Below are 18,596 nucleotides of genomic sequence, written 5' to 3' on the forward strand. Positions count from 1 at the left end.
CGCAGCCCCGACCAGGCTGCCATCTTTTGTTCGAGTGACTCGAATGTGTACACGAAACCTGCTGTCCGGGTTTTTGACACAACCCGTGGTAGGGTTTGGGTATGACATTCGACACGGGAACCTTTGTTTCTCAACTTGACACTGAACGTGTCGGGTTAGAGGAGCGACGTGTGAGGTTGATACAAGAACTGCAGAGCGTCGAAGCGCGCATTGCGGACATCCAAGCTGTTGTCGATGGAATTCGCCGACTCGAAGGCTCGGACAATGAACTATCTGGGAACGAGCCGTATGGGTCGCGGCCGAATTCCACTAGTCCGCCCCTGTTGATCATGGGGACCGAGCCAGACACTCCAATCGCCGGGACCCGTCGGCGATCCACGGAGGAGGTCGCGAGCATTGTGGATGGATCACCTGAAGGTCTCAGCAGGCAGGAAATTCACGCTGAGTATGACCGGACGTTCGGTATCCCCGAATCGTGGACGGTACCTCAGAACGCGCTCAACAATGCGATCGGCCGCGCCGTCAAGAAGGGACTTATCGTCGAGCGCGGGGGACGGTTGTTCCCTCGTGGCTCGTGATCGGGGTTTGGTGATGGACCCCGATATCTCGACCGAAGGGAAACGAACATCCCAATAACGACTTCGGGTGGCACTCCCGAATCGCCTGGACGCAGGTAGTGCCACCCGTCGGGATGCACCAGAGTCGCATCTGAGCATCTCGCAGCCCCGGTAGGGGTATCAGGTCCAACGCGACCTGGGTGTGTGATCGCATTTAGTCTACTCGGCGACGACTGGTGGGCAAGCGTTCGTGAGGGAGGGTCAGTTTAGCTGGCTCTCCCTCGTGAGTATTCGATTGTCTTCGATCCCTGAGGGGGCACGCGTTTGGACCCGCATTTGAAGAACCCGGCAGGCCGTCTGTGGCTGTTCTTGAATGACAGCACGAACAACGGCGTAGGTCCGAATACGGCGATTCTGAATTCATGGTCGGAGTACTTCGGGCTCGAAGCTCACCCGACTCCAGAATTCCTCGAGGCCGTAGCCAAGGTAGTTGCGCTACCACAAGCCATTCGCTCCGTGGTGGAGGGCCTGATAGCTCCGCCAGTTCCGAAGGAGTACCTGGTAGACGAGCTGCCGAAAGCGGAGAACGCCCTGACCCTGGCAGTCAATTTCAGCGAGACTATTGGCAACTTCCGCGGGAGATACGATGCGGGAACCCTCAAGTCCTTGGAGTTTTGCAGTCACGTGCTGAATAGTTCGGTGCCGCGTTTCATCGAGGTGGACAAAGACACGTTGAGTCAGCTGCACGATCTCCTCGAAGATCTGATGAATCTGATTCGAAACGACGAAAGCTTGACGGCAGATGTTAAACGGATTCTCTTTGAACACACTTCCGCGATGTCGAGGGCCGTCGATCTCTACAAGATTTCGGGTGTCGATGCCGTTGTAACTGAGTTCGACGCTTTCCGTGGTCACCTCGCGCGGGCGCCTGAAGTAGTGGCGGCTGCCAAGCGTTCACAGGGAATCTGGAAGAAGCTCGAGGAAGTCTCTGCAAAAGTCACAGTCATTCTCGTGTTGCTCCATGCCCCCTTCGCAGTCGCGGGCGATCTCGACACCTTTAAGTCTTCGTTGGTGATCGAGGCGCCCGTGACCATTCAGGCTCCCGAACCTGCTCATGGGACTCCCGAAGCGGTCTGAGAAAATGCCCGGGTAGCAAGAGGAAACTACCCGGGCCCGCGTTGGCCTCAGCAAAGACCAGCACGCCTAGTTCCCCTAGCTGGGGAGATTGGATCGCCGAGCAGTGCTCGGTCCGCGTCGGGAAAGCAAGAGAGCCGTGCCCCCCGTCGCGCCGAGCACCAATACTCCGATGGTTCCAGGCAGTAGGTCCAATCCGGTCGAGGCCAACTCTGTCTGCGGCGCGGCGACACCATCCGCAATCTCGACGGGTGCTGGTGCAGCGGGTTCCACGTCGTCGTCAGCGGGAACGGCAATTGGAATCGACGATTCATCTGTTGGTTCGTTGGGTTGGTCAGGGATGGGAGTCGAAGTGGTATCGGATGGAACGTTGGTTCCGCCGTCCGGACACAGCGACGTGACCGGCGGTTCCTGCACCGGAGCGCCGTTGACGAACGTCACGAGCACGTGAAGGCCTTTGCCCTCCTGCGTCCTGGCCTTCAACATGATTGATGTGCTGGCGTCTGGGACCTGGTCGAGGTAGTCGCCGGGAATCGGGTTCACGTAGGTGAGAATCCCGGAGTCGAACGTGACGCCGACCTGATCGCCCACGTCACCCATGCCATCCAGCTTCCATGCCTCAGCGAGGGGGTGGGTCAGAAGGTCGTACGAGACGGTGGGCTGCCGAAGATCGGAGTAGACCGCGAGTCGCAGGATCCAGTCGTTCGGGTCAGCGAAAGAGTTGAACGTTCCTACCGCCGGATCTCCGGGGCAGTAGTACTCGGTGTGAATCACCTCCTGGCCAGGGAGCGCATACTGAGCCGGCGGATGCCAATCGGGAGATTCAGTGTCTATCCCGATCGCGTTTTCGGGCAGCAGATAGTCGGAGGTTTCCTCTGCTGTGGCGCTAGACATCGGAACGAGAACGAGCGCTGCGGCCGCTAGAAGGCTAGCGGCGAGGTGCTGAATTTTCATTGCTTTCCTCCTGAAATGAGACCCCTTCAAGGGGTAGTTCGTTCGAGTTCGACGACTGTAAGCGCTCGACGAGCGAGCGCATCGATTTCGCGTACTAGAACGAACCACCATCGAGGGAGAGAGCGGGCAATAGCATTAGCCCGCTTACGAACGTCAGGGGACGATATGAATCTGTTCAATCGAATTGGGGTGGGCACACTCACTGTGCTCGTTGCAGCGATCGGCCTAAGCGGCTGCGTCAGCGGCGACGGTGCGCTCCCGACCCCGAGAGAGTCGAGCCACGATGTGGGGCAAACCCGTCCTCCATCCACGCCTGATGCAGCGAAGATTCCTGGCGACGTCGATGGCGACGGCAAGCTCAGCGGTTGGGAAAAGGAGCAGCTCGTCGCCGCCTCGTACACCACCGCCAGCGGAGAGATAGTTCCGCTTCCGGCTGATGGTCCTCTTCCTGCTCCCGTGATCGCTGACATCCAGGCATCTTCGGGCGGAACGATCGTCGCGAGCGGGCAGGCGCCCAGCAACGCCGAGGATGCGGGTGCGAAGGGTCAGGCCTTCCTCGACACCGTTGCGGCCATCGAGGCAAAGATCGGGCGCAAGGTCGTCACGGTCGCGTACGTGTATGACGGCAACTCGGGTGGGAACGCCTGGTGCGTTGGCGGTATGGAAGCGGCGGGAGTTGGTTGCTTCGGAGATCAGCAGTCCGCGATCGATGCTGCAAACGCATGGGTGGGCGGACGCACGAGCGTCTACGCAGTGATCCCGTTCTAAGGACCGTTGTGCACAGATCCTTCGAATTCGTACGAAGCCCAAAAATAATGTCGACCTGGATTCGAGCGCTACAAGTTCTTTAACGATTCGTCCGGCTGCCCAGCAAGGCGCGAAAGCCGCGAGTCATCTAGAGGATCTGGAGTGTAAGAGATGAAGTCATTTGCAGGCGTGGTGACCGCCGCCATCGTCGTCGGAATCGCCGTTTACTTCGGGGCGATTCCATTCGCGATCAGAACGGCTCAGGCTAGCCAGATAGGTCAAGCAATTCAGGTCGTCGCAGACGCGCAGGCGGTGGCAAGAGACGTCGATGGCGTCTACTCCACGGATGCAGCGGCGCTCGTGTCGGGTGAGTTCGGCGTAGCTGCCTCTGTGCCATCTGGCTCGCGGGTCTCGGTCAGTGTCGATCAGACGCAGGGTGGCTACCTCATCGTCTTCGTCAGTGCTTCCGGCGACTACTTCTACGGTGGCGCATCCGGTGAAACCAGATCGGGTACGAGCTCGTTCAATTCGGAGCTCGCCGCCGATGTCGCTCCCGACGTGGAGCTTCCTGAGGATTTCACGCCTGATTTCAGGTTGTTCTAGTTCGCGATTCAGATTTACATGATCTTTCTCATTTCGACGCTACAACGTAGCTAGTCGAAAAAGACTCCTGATCAGGCATTAGCCAGGCAGGAAGAGGAAGGAATCAGAATGGCAAACTCAACTATCCCGGTGTCAGCAGCGGATCTCGTCATCATCGCGTCGGGCGGGGACGTAAGGGATCTCACGGTCTACGGCGACGACGCAACTCGGCAGACACGAAACGGTGCCGACCTGGTGCAGCTTCGCGCCACGGTGTTGATGCATGGCAAGTCTCTCGGGGAGGTGGCGTTGCAGACCTCGAAGTCGAACTTCGCAGATGTGCAGGCGGGGGACGTTCTGCAGGGTTCCGGAGAGGCGGAACTCAAGTTCGCGGGCACGAGCGACGACTGGGGGCTGCGTGTCACGACGTATGTCCAGGGGCTGCACCAGATCCCTGGGCTGAACGCCTGGGGTGCTCTCACGGATCTGATCAAGCGGGCTCAGCAGGCGGCCAAGTAGTTGACCCCGTTTTGGTGGGGGCTGCCTCGGTGGCCCCCGCCAAGCGTCGATGCGAGAGGAGCGGACGATGAAGCTGGGCACAATTCGGGACGGGATAAGGACATGGTGGATTTCGCAAGGGCGGATACCTGGCCGCCGGAAGTGGTGGGTGATCGGAGGGGTTGGGCTAGTGATCTTGCTGCTCTCTTCGACGATGAACGGGCTACTGAGCCTGTTGATCTCTGTGGGTGCAGCGGTTGGGCTGAGCGTCGCGCTCGTGAGCGTGCGGAGGAAGCGCGCCGAGAGGGGCGCTGATCCGATCGGGCCGTGGGCGCGGGCGGGGGTCGTGGGTGGCATCGGGGCGGTCGTGGCGTTGATCATCCTGCCGTCTACCTATGGAGGGATCGAGGCGCTCTCGTCGCAGGACGATCCGCTTGCTCACCTGCTGCGCGCGGCGCTGTTCCTTCTCATCGAACTGCTAGTCGGGCTCGCGTTCTTGGTGGTAACAATCGTCCTCATCGTTCGGGCTGTAAAGGCGCGATCGGCGAGATCGACAGCTACGTGGACCACAGCGAGCGCACGTGGCGGAACTGGCACGGAAGCTGAATTGGCCAACACCTCGGGCGCGACCACAGCGGCTGACTCCGAAAGTCTGCGCGTGATTCAGATCCTGCGATCGCCTGCCGTCTTGAACGAGATGATGTACTACGCGGGTCTCTACGTAAACGAGCGCAGCACGTACTCCGAATCCTCGGCCAAGCGGGCACGTTTCGACTCGGGGCGGAGTCTTTTGGTCGAGGGAGCGACGTACTCCCTGGAGAGGTACAGGAATCGGTCTCGCAACGGCTCGATCACGAAAGACGGCCAGCAACTTACGGTTCCAAGTCTCGTTGGGCTGGAGCGATCGACAGTGGGCCCGGTGGCATTCTTGACCGCGATCCCCGGCGCAACGGAGAACACATACGATCTCGCTGCTGATCGTCTCGAAGTCGCTATGCGCGTTCCTGAAATTCGAGTCTCCCAGCTTCCCGAGGATCGCGCTCGAGGACTCATGCGAATACAGTTCGTGGTTCAAGATCCGCTGCGCGAACCGGTGCGGCCGTCGTTCTTTGATGAGCACCCGGCGCAGTCCCCGATGCTCCTTCCGCTGGCGTCGAATGAACTGGGTGGCACCTACAACTTTCCGATGCATCACACCCTGATCGTAGGTGCCACCGGCTCAGGCAAGGGTTCGGTCATTCAAGCGATCATCCGCCAGATGGCGTGCTGGAAGCAAGATGGGCTGGTGCAGTTGTACGGAGCGGACCCGCGGCGCGCTGAGTTGAAGGGCTACGAGCGCACTTCGCTCTTCGAGGCAGTCGCGTTCGACCTCGAATCCATCGCGGCAATGGTCGATTCAATCGTCAACGACGTGCTGAAGCCGCGTCAGCATGCTTCTGGCAGATCGTTCAGGCTTTCGTCTGATCGACCGCTAGCTGTGCTCATCATCGATGAGTTCTCGTCGCTTGCTCAGGACAAGAACTTCGCGAAGAGCGGACTATACGAGAACCTCAACGTGCTGTTGTCTCAGGGGCGTGGCGACGGGGTATACGTGATTGCAGCAAGCCAGATTGGTCAGAAGGAAGTGATCGGGAATCTGCGACAGCACTTCGCGAATCGCATTGCACTGCGCGTGGATACTCAGATCGAGGTCGACATGGTGATGGGGGCCGGATCGTTGGAGTTCGGAGCACGGCCGCATCTGATCCCTAAGGCGAACGAGTCGAATGGGTATGCAACAGCCGGTGTTGCCTACGTCAATTCCGAGGAATTCCCGCGTCCGATTCGGGTCCGCTTCCCACGAACCACGGATGCAGATATCGAGGCGCTGTTTGCTCAGTTCCCAGCTTCTGAGGGAGGCAGTCAGCAGCTCGAACAAGACGAATAGTCGTCCCCGTACCGTCCCCGCAGACTCAAGAATCGTGCGAATGACCGGCAAGGTTGATAGCTCTGCAACGCCAGCAAAACGCGAGGGCATCCGCGTCGTGACGAGTTCCGCGTGATGACGCGAGGCGCCGATAACTTTCGCAATGAGAAGGTCCGGGGTTCGAATCCCCGTAGCTCCACCACACCGAAGAACCCCCGAGATCACGGCGATCTCGGGGGTTTTCTCGTCAGGGCGTGTCGCGGTACTCCCAGCTGTGCGGAGCGACCGGGGAACCGCCGAGGGTGCGGGCGTCGTCGGCGAGATTGAGGGCGAGGGCGGCGCTCTCGCCGTTCGGGCCCGTCGCCACCAGCAGCACGGCTTCGTTGCTCAGCTCCTCGGCGGTGACCTGTCCGTGTGCGAGCCAGGGGTGGCGTCGGCGGAACGCGATCGCCTGGCGGTAGAGCTCGAACACCGGTCCGCCCGGCCAGTCGCCGGGCGACGGCGGGAATTCGGGTCGGATGGCGTCGTCGCCGCCGGCCCGTTCCTCCTTCACCGCGCGGAGGCCGCGCTCGTCACCGGAATAGATGCTGGGGGTGCCGGCCACGAACATCAGCACGGCGATCGCGTGCCCGAGGTGGCGCTCGTCGTCGATCGCGGAGGCGATACGGGTGACGTCGTGGTTGCCGAGGAAGGTCAGCGGCAGGAACGCCGCCGAGAACTCGTCGTGACGCTTCAGCGACCAGGCCAGCTCGAACCAGTTGCGGCTGCTGATGGCGCCGCGGATCGCGCTCCACAGCTCGTATTGGGTGACCGAGTCGAGCCCGGACTCCTCGACGTAGGCGACGTAGTCGCCGTGGATGACCTCGCCCACGAACCAGGCATCCGGATACCGCGCCCGCAGCGGATCGATGCACGCGCGCCAGAACGCCGGGGGCACCGCGTACGCGGCATCCAGTCGCCACCCGTCGATGCCGCGGTCGAGCCAGCGGCCCATCACCGTGCCGGCGAGCGCGATGACGTCGGGATGCTCGTGGTCGAGCACGACGAGGGCGTCATGGCCCTCGAAGACGTCGACGCTGAGCCCGTCGACCTCGACCGCATCGGGGCTCGAGGAGAAGCGGGCGGCCGCCGCCGAACCGGGCCCCGCGGCGACGGCCTCCCGCCACCACGGATGAGCGCGTCCCACATGATTGAACACACCGTCGAACAGCACGCGGATGCCCCGCTCCCGGCAGGCGGCGAGCAGCGCGTCGATGTCGGCGTCGTCGCCGAGGCGGGGGTCGACCCGGAAATGGTCGATGGTGTCGTATCCGTGCGTGGCGGAATCGAAGACCGGGCCGAGCAGAAGGCCGTTCGCGCCGAGCGCGATCAGATCGTCGAGCCAGGGCAGGAGGCGGGAGAGCCGATGCACGGTGGCGGGGCCGCGTTCGCCGGAGAGGTCGGCACCGACGAAGCCCAGCGGATACACCTGCCACCAGATCGCGTGATCCGCCCAGGGAGCCGAGTGGGGAGATGGTGCGGGGCCGGTCATCCGATCAGTGTGCGGGGCCGCGCCGCCCCGCGCAAGCGAAGGCCGATGGCGGGCGGGCCCCGACGAGCACATCGGAGCGCGCGCCGGACGCCCCGAACGAGGGCTGCCGCCAGCGGCGCCGGAACCCTAGGGTCGAGATCATGTCGACAATCGCGTCCCGCCCGCCCGTTCTCTCGAAGGGCCTCAAGGTCGCGACAATCGTGTTCGCGGCGCTCGCCGCCGTCGGGCTCGTCATCACCCTCATCCTGCTCGCCCTCACCGTCGGGCACGACGACACCGAGGAGTTCGGGTGGTACTTCGCGTTCTCGGTGGTCGCGTCGATCCTCAACGTGATCCCCGCCGTCGTGGCCCTCGTCCTCGGCATCGTCGGGAGACGCGCCGCGAGCCGCATCCCACTCGTCGGCATCGTCATCGGCGCCTTGGCGCTGGTGATCCTCGCGGGTCAGTTCATCTTCCTCGCCACGGTCTGACATCGCGGCGCCCGCCGGCGGTCTCAACCGAGCAGCTTCGCCTTCCCGGCCGCGAACTCGTCGTCGGAGAGGATGCCCTGACCGTGGAGTTCGGCGAGCTGCTGCAGCTGGCCCATCAGGTCCCCGCCCGCCGGTGTCGCTGCACCGGGGGCGGCGGTCACCGGGGCCGCGGCCTGCTGGGCGGCCACCGCCTGCTGCGCGGCCCGATCCATCTGGGCCTGTTGCTGCTCCTGCTCGTAGGCGGCCGCCTCCGCGGCCTGCTGGTCCTTCGCGTCGCGACGTGAGCGCATCCCGCTCGACACCGCGGTCGCTGTTCCGGCCACGACCGCCGTCGTCGCCGCCGCGCGGATCAACCCGCCACGTCTCATCCTCCGACCGAGCATGGTCTCCTCCTTCGTTCTCCTCCGGCGTGCTTCACGCTCTCGTCGCCGTGACGAGTTCGTTGACGACGGGAGCCGGAATCCGCTCCGAACCGAGCACCAGTCCGCCGGCGCGATCGAGCGCCTGGGCGAACTCGCGGGCCCACGCGTGCTCCACCACCAAGATCGCCGCGGACGATCCAGGCGGGAGCGACTCGGCGAGGTCTTCGACGTCCTCGTCGCCGGCCAGTCCCATCTCGGCCACGTCCAGGTCGCTCACCCCGTAGTCGTCGGCCACTTCCTCGATCTCGAGCACGGTGAGGTCGCCGGAGTCCGATCGCGAGACGAAGAGCAGGTCGAGCAGATTGACGGTCTCGGTGCGCACGAGATCCCGGATGGCGTCGACGACGTCTGCGCCGGGCCGCTCGCCGGCGAAGCCGATGAGGTAGATCTCGACGGGGCCGTATTCGAAGTCGGTCATGACGGCGGTCCTTTCCCACAGCAGCCCTCGGATGGGCGGTGCATCGACGATAGTGCGGCGATCGCGGGCGCGGCTCATGCTGATCGGATGATGCCGAATGCCGGCCGCGCGGGCACAGTCGTCACGACCAGGAAAAGAGGTTGGGATCATGACTGATGTCAAAGTGACCGGGTGGGTCGGCTGGGGGCTCTTCGCGGCGGTGATCCTCGTCGTCAGCGGATTCTTCGGGATCATCCAGGGATTGGCCGCATTGATCGGGCCGGACACGTACTACGCCGTCGGTGGCGGATCGCTGCTGCTGTTCGACGTGCAGGGCTGGGGGTGGTGGACCCTCATCATCGGTGCGCTGATGGTCGTGATCGGCGCCGCCCTGTTCGCCGGTCAGACCTGGGCGCGAGTGGTGGCCATCATCCTCGCCGTGCTGAGCGCTCTGGTGCAGATGTTCCTGTTGCCGGCGCAACCGTGGTGGGCGCTCATCGTCATCGCGGTCGATCTGCTCATCATCTACGCGCTCACGGCGCACGGGCGCGAGCTCCGCGCGGTGAGGTCCTAGAGGGGGCGCTGGTGGCGACCGACTACACCGACCGTCTGCGCCGATTGGCGATCAACGAGGCCGGCGTCGTCGATGGGACGCTCGGTCCGTCGTTCCAGGCCGCCACCCTCGATCCGAAGACCCTCGCCCTGGTGCGCCTGGCCGCCCTGGTGGCGGTGGGGGCAACGGAGCCGTCCTTCGGCGAACAGGCGGACGCCGCGGTCAGCGCAGGAGCGTCGGCCGATGAACTGGTCGACGTGCTGGTGGGCATCAGCGCGGTGGTGGGAACCCCGCGAGTGGTGGCCGCCGCCCCGGAACTCGCGCTGGCGCTGGGATACGACCTCGACGACCTCGTCAGCTGAGGGCGCACGGGGATCAGCCGCAGATGAGCCCGATGGCCGTCGCCCTCTCGACGGCGTCACTCCGTGAGGAGACACCGAGCTTGCGGTAGATGGCCCCCACCTCGGTGCTCACCGTGTTGCGCGACACGAACAGGCGCGCGCCGATCTCGGGCATCGTGAGATGCGTCTGCAAGTAGGGCAGCAGCCGCAGCTCCGCCGGTGTCAGGGGTGGCACACCACCGCCTCCGAGTGGGACCGAATCCACCAGGGCGCGGAAAGCGGCGACCTCGTCGTCGAGTGCACCGAGCGCGGGGCGATGCATCCGGATGTCGGCGACCTCGTGCAGGAGGTGGCGGGAGGTGGTGTCGTCGCCGAACGCGAAATACGATCTCGCGAGGCTCAGCCGCGCGCGGACGGCGAGCGCCGGCGCCGCATAGGTACTGAACTGACGCGCGCGCATCGCCCGGGTGAGATCCTGTTCGACCGTCGGCGCGCCGCGGTGGAGGGAGAGCCTCGCCGCTCCGGCTTGGGCCAGGGCCGCCGTCGCGTAGTCCTGCAGGCGATGCTCGGCGATGCAGGCGAGGGCACGCTCGAGACGACCCGCTGCCTCCACCCAGCGGCCCCGATCCATCGCGATCATCGCCAGCTCGGCATCGGCGAGCACGCGCACGTCGTGATGACCGTTCGAGAGCGCGACGTCGGAGGCCTCGGAGAACAGCTCTTCCGCGCGATCCACGTCGCCCACCAGGAGCTGGGCTTCGCCGGCGAGGCCGAGCGCCTGGTCGCGCCAGACGCTCCAGGCGGGTTCCTCCGCCAGGCCGAACGCGGCATCGGTGACGGCCTGATCCGGCCCGTGCGCACACATCATGGCTCGGAGCATGGCCCGACCCGAGGCGAACGATGCCGTGCCGTCCGCCGGCGGCTCGTCGAACGAGAGGCCGTCGACGGCGGCCGCCCAGCGATCGGCGGCGACCGGATGCCCGGAGATCACCGCGATCCACCCCGCCAGCACCGCGAGCGGCGGGTAGCCGGCGACGGCACGATCGCCGAGCGCAGCGATCCAGCGCTGCACCGTCTGCAGGTGCCCGGCCTGATAGGTGCGGAGGGCGACATCGGCGACCAGCCGGACGCAGCGGTCGCGGTCGTCGGTCTGAAGCAGGTGCTCGATCGCCATCACCGCCGATCCGTTGGACTCGTACCAGTCCGCCGCTCGGGTGTGGAGTTCGGCGGTGATCTCGGGTTCCTCCCGACGCAACTCGCCCAGGAGGAACTCGCGGAAGAGCGGGTGATAGCGGTACCACTCGCGCCGCCGATCGAGGGGGACGAGGAAGGCGTTCAGCGCCTCGAGTTCTCGCAGGCGCGCTTGCGAGTCCTTGGCTTCCAACAGGGCGTCGCAGAGGCCCGCCGAGAGTCGCTCGAGCACCGCGGTGCGGCGGAGGAACCGCTGCACGTCACAGGGGAGACCCGAGAGCGACTCGCGGTAGAGGTAGTCGGCGACGTAGCGGTCGTCGCCGGAGACGGCGACAGCCCGATCGGGCGTGGCCCGCGCGATCTTCGCGGCGAGGTAGACGCCGACCGGCCAGCCCTCCGTGCGAGCCGTGACGGTGTCGGCGAGTCCCGGCGAGAGCTCGACGTCGGCCTCCGCGAAGACCTGCTGGGCGCCCCGGGAGTCGAGGGCCAGATCGTCGACGCCGACCTCGAAGGTCGCGTCGGCGGCGCGCAGCCGCGGGACGTAGGGCTGCTCGGCCCGTCCGGCCGCCACCAGCTGGGAGCCGTCGGGGATGCCTCCGATCACGAGGGCGAGGGCGTCGTGACAGGCGGGGGAGGTGATTTCGTGCACGTCGTCGAGCATCACCACGAAGGGCGCCGGGCTGCCGCGGAACGCGGCCGCCAGGCGGGGCGCCGAGCGCCCGAGCACGGAAGCGCCGTGGCGCCGCATGTCGCCGGCGAGGGCGGGATCGGCTCCGGTGGCGCGGGCGAAGGAGGCGGCGAGCAGCGTGAGCAGAGCGGCGGCGTCGTCGTCGAAGCGGTCGAGCGACACCCAGGCCACCGGGCGGTCCTCGACGGCGGCCCACTGGGCGAGGAGGCTCGACTTGCCGTAGCCCGAGGGCGCCGTGACCGTCACCACCGGCCGATTGCTGCCGCGAGCACGGGCGATCAGGGTCGCCCGGCTGACGAGTCCCGCCCGTGCCGCGGGAATCGCGAGTTTGGTCTCGAGCAGAAGCAGATCGAGAGGGCCCCCTCTCGGAGGTGCGGCTCGAATGGTGTCGGCCACGCTCGAAGTGTAGGAGGCCCCACCGGCCGTATCAAGCATTCCGGAACGCCCCTGCGGTAACCCGCACACCTCACCCGATCCGCGTGAAGTCGTGATCGTGCTCGCGCGCTACCGTCGGGCACCACCAGGAGCCATCCATGAACGATCCGCTGTCGACCGCGAAGTTGCGGCACGACTTCGTGACGCCGCAGCTGGTCTCGGGCACCGTGCTCGTCAGCGTCGTGATCGCGGTGGCCGACGAGAGCGGCGGCATCCTCGACGTGTTCGCCATCACCATCCTGAGTGTCCTGGTGTTCTGGTCGACCGACGTCTACGTGCAGACCGTGAGCGCGCAGCGCCGGAGCGGTGACGAGGACCCGGTGCGGGTGGGTGCGTCCTTCCGCCTGGCCTTGCACAAGTCGCGCGGATACCTGCTCGCGGGGATCGCGCCGGTCGCGTTCCTGATCGTCGGCCTGTTCGGCCAGAACCGCGGCGCGGTCGCCTACTGGGTGGCGCTGTGCGTGGGGGTCGTGATCCTCGGCGTCGTGGGGTGGATCGCATTCGGTCGCCGTAGCATGCCGTGGTACCTGAGGCTGGCGGGCGCCGGCTCGACGGCGATGTTCGGGGTGCTGGCGATGCTGCTGAAGATCCTGGTGCAGTGACACCTGCGGGGTCGGGGCGCGCCTAGAAGAGGGTGTCGTCGGCGCGCGCCACCGGGGCGGGCTCGACGAGCGGTGCCGGCCCTCCCGGGAAGCCCGGACCCGTGTCGGGTTTGCGGCCCTGCGCGAACGCCTCCGCGGCTCCGCGGGCACGGATGTCGGCGGCCTCGTTCAGTTCGTGGCCGACGTGGCCCTTGACCCACTCGAAGGTGTAGCGCCGCCCGGCGACGGCCTCGTCGATCTCCTTGATGAGGTCGAGGTTCATCACCGGCTTGCCGTCGCCCTTGCGCCAGCCCTTGCGCTTCCAGCCCGGCATCCATTTCGTCACCGTGTTGATGACGTACTGGCTGTCGCAGAGCACGTGCAGGTGGTCGTCGACGTGCGCGGTGGCCCGGAACAGTTCGAGCACCGCCTTCAACTCGCCCATGTTGTTGGTGCCGTGCGGCCAACCGCCGGCCGCCCAGGTGGTGTCGTCGATGTACCAGGCCCAGCCTGCCGGTCCGGGGTTGCCGAGCGCGGAGCCATCGGCGGAAGCGGTGATTGTCATCGACTCCAGGGTACCGGCGTCGCGGCCGCACGCCGGTCACCGGGCCGCGTCGAACGGGTGTTACGGCCGTGTAAAACGTTCGGCGAACCGCGATCCATCCCTTGCGCGTGTCCGGAGCGCGATGCCAGAATCTCTACTATTGCGATAACGGGTCCTTAGAATGTAAGAATTTGAGAATCCACTGGCTCGACAGGAGCCACCGAGCGAGGGGAACCACAGATGGCCGAGCGCCGACGCCATGCCGAGATCTCCGGTGGGGGTTTCGCGGGACTCACCGCAGCCGCCGCACTGGCCCGGATGGGCTGGAGTGTGCGCGTGCACGAGCGGGCCCCCGAGCTCCGCACCGAGGGCGCGGGCATCGTGCTCTGGAACAACAGCCTCCAGGTGCTCGACAAGATCGGCGCCATCCACGACCTGATGACCGACTCGATGACGCCGCCGGCCTACGAGACGCGCATGAACAACGTGATCCAGTCGCAGGAGACGCTCGACGGCATCCGCTGGCGCACCATGACCCGCCCGCACCTCTACGAGACGCTGCTGCTCGCCGCGCGCGAATCGGGTGCCGAGGTGGTCGCCGGGTCGGAAGTGGTCTCGGCCACCGCCGACGGACGGATCTCTTTCGCGAACGGTGAGACGGCCGAGGCCGATCTCATCGTCGGCGCCGACGGAGTGGGCTCGGCCGTGCGCGACTCGCTCGGCGTGCCGCTCAAGCGCGAACGGTCGCGCGACGGCATCACCCGCTTCCTCGTCCCCCGCCGCAAGGCCGAGCTGCAGGTGCTCGAGCCGGACACCGAGTGGGACAACGTCATCGATTTCTGGAACCTCGACCCCCGAGTGCTGCGCGTGCTCTACACCCCGGCCAACGACAAGGAGCTCTACATCGCGCTGATGTCGCCGGCCGCCGACGCCGACGGGTCGCGGGTGCCGATCGATCTCGATCTATGGACCTCGGTCTTCCCGCAGCTGGCCCCCGTGCTCGAGGTCGCCGCGGAGACCCCGGGCAAGTACTACGGCTACCAGACCACGCGCCTGGACTACTGGACCGACGGCAAGGTCGCGCTCATCGGCGACGCCGCGCATGCGATGTGCCCTGCACTGGCCCAGGGCGCCGGATGCTCGATGCAGAACGCCTGGACGCTCGCCGTGGCTGCCACGGCCGCCGCCGACGGAGACCTGCCCGACGCGCTGAAGCAGTGGGAACGTCTCGAGCGCCCCATCACCGACCGCACGCAGGACAAGTCGCAGTGGTATGCCGACACCCGCGAGATGGCCAAGGGCGGGCAGTTCACCGGCGACAGCGTCGAGGCCGCGCTCTACAACCCCACCGACCCCAACCGACACGAGGTGCACGCATCATGACCATCGATCCGTACTACGACGTCCGGGCCTGGCACTCCTTCGTCCAGGAGACCGTCCACGACCTCGGTCCCGCGCCCGAGCAGCCGCTGATCAAGGCGGCCGTGGCTGTGGTGATCGCGAATCCGTTCGCCGGTCAGTGGGTCGACGACCTGTCGCCGCTCACGGATCCGAGCGCGAGTCTCGGCACCGAACTCGGGCGTCGGGCGGTAGCGCTCCTCGGCGGCCGACCGGCCGAGAGCTACGGCAAGGGCGGCCTCGCCGGGCTGAACGGCGAGCAGGAGCACGTGGTCGCCTGCGTCACCACCGTCTTCGGCAACGCCCTCCGCGATGCCATCGGCGGCGGAGAGGCCTGGATCTCCTCGGCCACGAAATCGGCCGCGGCCGGCGCGACCATCGACATCCCCCTGGCGTACAAGGACGAAGTTTACGTACGGTCGCACTATGACGCGATCACGATCACGATCCCGGATGCGCCGCGACCCGACGAACTCGTCATCATCGCGGCCGTGGCCACCGGTGGCCGCGTCAACGCCCGCGTGGGCGGCCTGACCGTCGCCGACGTCGTCGCCCGCAAGAACTGACCGCCCGAACCCGAGGAGCAAGCGTGACCTACGAGCACACGCAGTACTACGAAGACCAGTCCATCGCGAGCGTGCTCGCCGACGTCGCCCGTGCCCACCGCATCCTGGAGCTGGAGGGCCACGGCGACATGTCGATGGGCCACCTCTCCTACCGCGACCCGTTCGGGCGCGGACTGTGGCTGAAGCGCGGCAACCTCGCCCTGAGCGAGGTGGAGGGCGACGATTTCATCCTCATCGACTTCGACGGCACCGTGCTCGAGGGCACGGGACTCCGCCACCTCGAGTGGCCGCTGCACGCGGAGATCATGAAGGCGCGACCCGACGTGAACTTCGTGGGCCATTCCCACGCGCACTACTCCACGGTGCTCGGCGCCTCGGAGGAGACCCTGAAGCCCTACAACAACCACGGGGTCTGGTTCGCCTACGAGGGCGTGCCCCGCTTCGCCGAGACCAGCCACATCATCACCACGGTTCCCCTCGGCGTCTCGGCGGCGAAGGCGCTCGGCAACGCACAGGCGATCCTGCTCGCCAACCACGGCATCGCCTTCGTCGGGAGCACGGTCGCCGAGGTGACCCTGACCGGCATCTTCCTCGAGAAGGCGGCGCGCTTCCAGGTCGACCTCAAGTCGTCGGGTTTCGCTCCGATCGAGCCCGACGCGGAAGAGACCAAGGAGAAGTTCGATCGCATCTACCCCGCCAAGGCGCAGCACAACTTCTGGACCTTCTTCAATCGGCGCCTCGAGCGCGTCGAAGGCGTCTACGGCATCGGCATCTCGCCGATCGCGTTGCCGCCCGGCATCTGAGTCACCCCGTTCCGCCCCTTCCATCACGCGAGAAAGAGTATTGAGATGAGCAGTCTTCCCAGCATCGCCACCGTCATCGGATCGGGCACCATGGGCCCGGGCATCGCCGCCACCCTCGCTCGTGCGGGCGCGACGGTGCGCCTCTACGACATCTCCGAAGACGCGATCGCCCGCGCCGAGGCCGCCTACGGCGTCGTGCAGGGTGTCCTCGCCGCCGTCGACTCGCCCTCGGCCCCCGGCGGTTCGGTGACGTTCGGCACCGACCTGGATGCCGCGCTCGAAGGCACCGAGCTGATCATCGAGGCCGTTCCCGAGAAGCTCGAGCTCAAGCAGAAGGTCTTCGCCGACCTCGAGGCGCGCGTGGGCGACGACGTCATCATCGCCACGAACACCTCGGGCATCCCGATCACCACCATGGCCGAGAGCCTGCGGGTGCCCGGCCGCCTCATCGGCATGCACTGGTCGAACCCGCCGCACCTCATCCCGATGATCGAGATCATCCCCGGCCAGGCCACCGACGACGCGCTCGTGGGCCGGCTCACCGACATCGTGAAGGCGTTCAACTACGTTCCCGTGCTCGAGAAGGAGATCCCCGGCTTCGTGGAGAACCGCGTGCTCTACGCGATCCTCCGCGAGTGCATGGCGCTGCTCGAAGAGGGCATCGTCACGCCCGAGGGGCTCGACGCGTGCGTGAAGTGGGGGATCGGATACAAGCTCTCGGTGATCGGCCCGACCCGCCTCCTCGACATGGCCGGTCTCGACATCTACCAGGCCGTCTCGAGCTACCTCAACAAGGATCTCGACGTGAGCACCGACACCCCGCAGTTCATCAAGGACAAGATCGCCGAGGGCAAGCTCGGCTTCAAGTCGAACGGCGGAATGTACGAGTACGGCGAGGGCGACGTCGACGCCAAGCGCAAGGAGATCGTCACCGGGCTCATCGCCGCGCGCAAGACGCTCTCGTCCATCCCGAACGTCTGATGCCCCCGGCCGTCTCCGTCGAGGAGATCGACGACGGCCTGCTGCGCACCCGGGGCGCCGATGTCGACATCGCGTTCCGGATGCGCGGCTCCGGCCCCGCGGTCGTGCTGCTGCACGGCACCTCCGCGAACCACGCCGTGTGGGAGCCGGTGGGTGATGCGCTCGCCGACCGCGCCACGGTGATCGCCGTGGATCAGCGCGGTCACGGCCGGAGCGACAAGCCCGCGACGGGATACTCCGGGCCGGATTTCGCCGACGACGTCGTGACCGTGCTCGACGCGCTCGGCCTCGAGCACGCGGTCGTCGCCGGCCACTCGCTCGGCGGCCGCAACGCCTGGCTCGCGGCGGCGCGGCGTCCCGATCGGGTGTCGGGGGTCGTCGTGGTCGACTACACGCCGTACGTCGAGGCATCCGTTCTCGACGAGCTCGCGGTGCGGGTGGCCGGAGGCTTCCGCGCCTTCGCCGACCCGGCGGAGATCGAGGCCTACCTGCGCGACCGCTACCGGCGCATCCTGCCGGGCGCCGTCGAGAGGCGGGCGCGCTGGGGCTACCGCCAGCAGGGTGACGGCACCTGGGTGCCGTACGCCGACCCGGAGGCCATGCGCCAGCTGATCGAGGGCTTCCGCACGCCGTGGGACGCCGAGTTCCGGGCCGCTCGTCAGCCCATGACCCACCTCCGAGGCGCCGGGAGTACGATCCTGAGCGAAGCCGCCTGGCAGGCCGCGATGGCCGACCGGCCCGCCGATCGCTGGGTGGTGGTGGACGAGGCCGACCACTACATCCCCGAAGAATTCCCCGACCTCATCGTCGCCGAGCTCGATCGCGTGCTCGGGAACTGACCGAAAGGAACACCATGCCCATGTTCGACAAGCTCGCCGTCTCGAGCCCCGATTTCGAGAACCTCGGTCGCATCCCCGATCGCCTCAGTGCCGACGGTGGCAACGAGACGCCCGTCGTCGAGTTCGCCGGCGCCCCCGAGGGCACGGTGGAGCTGGCTCTCATCGTGAACGACCCGGATGCGCCCCTGCCGAACGGCTTCACGCACTGGGTGGTCTACGGCATCCCCGCCGACACCACGACACTCGACCTCGCAGCCGACGGTGTGAAGGTGGCCCCGATGGGAGCCGGCCAGAGCGTCTGGTACGGCCCCCAGCCTCCGGCGGGGCACGGCGTGCACCACTACTTCTTCCACGTCTACGCGCTCGGCACCGCTGTCGAGGGAACTCCGACGCGCGAGGAGTTCCTCGCGACCTACGCGGGCGACGTGCTCGAGACCGCGCGTTACGTCGGTACGTTCAGCAACGACTGACCCCGGAT

22 protein-coding genes are annotated in these 18,596 nt (G+C 66.2%); 16 read left to right on the top strand and 6 right to left on the bottom strand.

The features are described from left to right. The first annotated feature begins 101 nt into the window (after positions 1–101). Both ACFJGU_RS13075 and ACFJGU_RS13080 read left to right on the top strand, forming a co-directional pair. Entirely contained in the window at positions 102–578 is a 477-nt protein-coding gene (locus ACFJGU_RS13075; protein ID WP_382303940.1) for a hypothetical protein, read from the top strand. 315 nt (positions 579–893) lie between these two features. Beyond that, positions 894–1,694: a hypothetical protein gene (locus tag ACFJGU_RS13080; RefSeq protein ID WP_382303941.1), complete on the top strand. Its 801-nt coding sequence runs from the start codon at positions 894–896 to the stop codon at positions 1,692–1,694. 75 nt (positions 1,695–1,769) lie between these two features. On the opposite strand, the gene ACFJGU_RS13085 is transcribed toward ACFJGU_RS13080, so the two are convergent. Continuing rightward, a complete protein-coding gene (locus tag ACFJGU_RS13085; protein WP_382303942.1) occupies positions 1,770–2,645 on the bottom strand; it encodes a hypothetical protein in 876 nt (291 codons plus the stop codon). Between the two features lie 165 nt (positions 2,646–2,810). Here ACFJGU_RS13085 and ACFJGU_RS13090 point away from each other — a divergent pair, with 165 nt between their 5' ends. The 4 genes from ACFJGU_RS13090 (at position 2,811) to ACFJGU_RS13105 (ending at position 6,399) form a co-directional block, all read left to right on the top strand. Beyond that, complete coding sequence (locus tag ACFJGU_RS13090) at positions 2,811–3,413, top strand: hypothetical protein (RefSeq protein ID WP_382303943.1); 603 nt, start codon at positions 2,811–2,813, stop codon at positions 3,411–3,413. Positions 3,414–3,563: 150 nt separating this feature from the next. Further along, positions 3,564–3,995, top strand: a complete 432-nt coding sequence (locus ACFJGU_RS13095; protein ID WP_382303944.1) for a hypothetical protein — start codon at positions 3,564–3,566, stop codon at positions 3,993–3,995. Positions 3,996–4,103: 108 nt separating this feature from the next. Continuing rightward, positions 4,104–4,493 carry a hypothetical protein gene (locus ACFJGU_RS13100; RefSeq protein WP_382303945.1) on the top strand — a complete coding sequence of 130 codons (390 nt, stop codon included), beginning with the start codon at positions 4,104–4,106 and terminating at the stop codon, positions 4,491–4,493. Between the two features lie 67 nt (positions 4,494–4,560). Continuing rightward, entirely contained in the window at positions 4,561–6,399 is a 1,839-nt protein-coding gene (locus tag ACFJGU_RS13105) for a type IV secretory system conjugative DNA transfer family protein (protein ID WP_382303946.1), read from the top strand. Between the two features lie 226 nt (positions 6,400–6,625). On the opposite strand, the gene ACFJGU_RS13110 is transcribed toward ACFJGU_RS13105, so the two are convergent. Further along, on the bottom strand, positions 6,626–7,909 hold the full coding sequence (locus ACFJGU_RS13110; protein WP_382303947.1) for an alpha-amylase family glycosyl hydrolase: 1,284 nt from the start codon (positions 7,907–7,909) through the stop codon (positions 6,626–6,628). A 140-nt stretch (positions 7,910–8,049) separates the two neighbouring features. On the opposite strand from ACFJGU_RS13110, the gene ACFJGU_RS13115 reads away from it, so the two are divergent. After that, positions 8,050–8,379 (top strand): hypothetical protein, encoded by a 330-nt coding sequence (locus tag ACFJGU_RS13115; RefSeq protein ID WP_382303948.1) that lies wholly within the window; start codon positions 8,050–8,052, stop codon positions 8,377–8,379. A 23-nt stretch (positions 8,380–8,402) separates the two neighbouring features. Here ACFJGU_RS13115 and ACFJGU_RS13120 read toward each other — a convergent pair whose 3' ends face one another. Further along, positions 8,403–8,762, bottom strand: coding sequence for an SHOCT domain-containing protein (locus ACFJGU_RS13120; protein ID WP_382303949.1), 360 nt, complete (start codon positions 8,760–8,762; stop codon positions 8,403–8,405). Positions 8,763–8,793: 31 nt separating this feature from the next. Then, positions 8,794–9,219: a DUF6325 family protein gene (locus tag ACFJGU_RS13125; protein WP_382303950.1), complete on the bottom strand. Its 426-nt coding sequence runs from the start codon at positions 9,217–9,219 to the stop codon at positions 8,794–8,796. Between the two features lie 148 nt (positions 9,220–9,367). On the opposite strand from ACFJGU_RS13125, the gene ACFJGU_RS13130 reads away from it, so the two are divergent. Then, positions 9,368–9,772 carry a hypothetical protein gene (locus ACFJGU_RS13130; RefSeq protein ID WP_382303951.1) on the top strand — a complete coding sequence of 135 codons (405 nt, stop codon included), beginning with the start codon at positions 9,368–9,370 and terminating at the stop codon, positions 9,770–9,772. Positions 9,773–9,783: 11 nt separating this feature from the next. Continuing rightward, a complete protein-coding gene (locus ACFJGU_RS13135) occupies positions 9,784–10,113 on the top strand; it encodes a carboxymuconolactone decarboxylase family protein (RefSeq protein WP_382303952.1) in 330 nt (109 codons plus the stop codon). Positions 10,114–10,126: 13 nt separating this feature from the next. On the opposite strand, the gene ACFJGU_RS13140 is transcribed toward ACFJGU_RS13135, so the two are convergent. Next, positions 10,127–12,367: a LuxR C-terminal-related transcriptional regulator gene (locus ACFJGU_RS13140; RefSeq protein WP_382303953.1), complete on the bottom strand. Its 2,241-nt coding sequence runs from the start codon at positions 12,365–12,367 to the stop codon at positions 10,127–10,129. A 137-nt stretch (positions 12,368–12,504) separates the two neighbouring features. Between ACFJGU_RS13140 and ACFJGU_RS13145 the strand changes: the two genes are divergently transcribed. Continuing rightward, the gene (locus ACFJGU_RS13145; protein ID WP_382303954.1) at positions 12,505–13,008 is read left to right on the top strand and encodes a hypothetical protein; all 504 of its coding nucleotides are present in this window, start codon (positions 12,505–12,507) and stop codon (positions 13,006–13,008) included. Positions 13,009–13,030: 22 nt separating this feature from the next. Here ACFJGU_RS13145 and ACFJGU_RS13150 read toward each other — a convergent pair whose 3' ends face one another. Further along, positions 13,031–13,552, bottom strand: a complete 522-nt coding sequence (locus ACFJGU_RS13150; protein WP_382303955.1) for a ribonuclease H — start codon at positions 13,550–13,552, stop codon at positions 13,031–13,033. 219 nt (positions 13,553–13,771) lie between these two features. Here ACFJGU_RS13150 and ACFJGU_RS13155 point away from each other — a divergent pair, with 219 nt between their 5' ends. From ACFJGU_RS13155 to ACFJGU_RS13180, 6 genes are read left to right on the top strand one after another with little or no spacing between them, the layout of a single operon-like run. After that, complete coding sequence (locus ACFJGU_RS13155; protein ID WP_382303956.1) at positions 13,772–14,914, top strand: FAD-dependent oxidoreductase; 1,143 nt, start codon at positions 13,772–13,774, stop codon at positions 14,912–14,914. Next, positions 14,911–15,495: an amino acid synthesis family protein gene (locus tag ACFJGU_RS13160; protein WP_382303957.1), complete on the top strand. Its 585-nt coding sequence runs from the start codon at positions 14,911–14,913 to the stop codon at positions 15,493–15,495. The genes ACFJGU_RS13155 and ACFJGU_RS13160 overlap by 4 nt, the downstream gene beginning before the upstream one ends. A gap of 23 nt (positions 15,496–15,518) precedes the next feature. Beyond that, positions 15,519–16,298 carry a class II aldolase/adducin family protein gene (locus ACFJGU_RS13165; protein WP_382303958.1) on the top strand — a complete coding sequence of 260 codons (780 nt, stop codon included), beginning with the start codon at positions 15,519–15,521 and terminating at the stop codon, positions 16,296–16,298. 45 nt (positions 16,299–16,343) lie between these two features. Further along, complete coding sequence (locus tag ACFJGU_RS13170) at positions 16,344–17,279, top strand: 3-hydroxyacyl-CoA dehydrogenase NAD-binding domain-containing protein (RefSeq protein WP_382303959.1); 936 nt, start codon at positions 16,344–16,346, stop codon at positions 17,277–17,279. Beyond that, on the top strand, positions 17,279–18,118 hold the full coding sequence (locus ACFJGU_RS13175; RefSeq protein WP_382303960.1) for an alpha/beta fold hydrolase: 840 nt from the start codon (positions 17,279–17,281) through the stop codon (positions 18,116–18,118). Before ACFJGU_RS13170 ends, ACFJGU_RS13175 begins: the two co-directional genes overlap by 1 nt. A 14-nt stretch (positions 18,119–18,132) precedes the next feature. Then, positions 18,133–18,588 (top strand): YbhB/YbcL family Raf kinase inhibitor-like protein, encoded by a 456-nt coding sequence (locus ACFJGU_RS13180; protein ID WP_382303961.1) that lies wholly within the window; start codon positions 18,133–18,135, stop codon positions 18,586–18,588. Positions 18,589–18,596 lie beyond the last annotated feature (8 nt).

The organism is Herbiconiux sp. UC225_62 (assembly GCF_042694625.1).
Lineage (GTDB): Bacteria > Actinomycetota > Actinomycetes > Actinomycetales > Microbacteriaceae > Herbiconiux.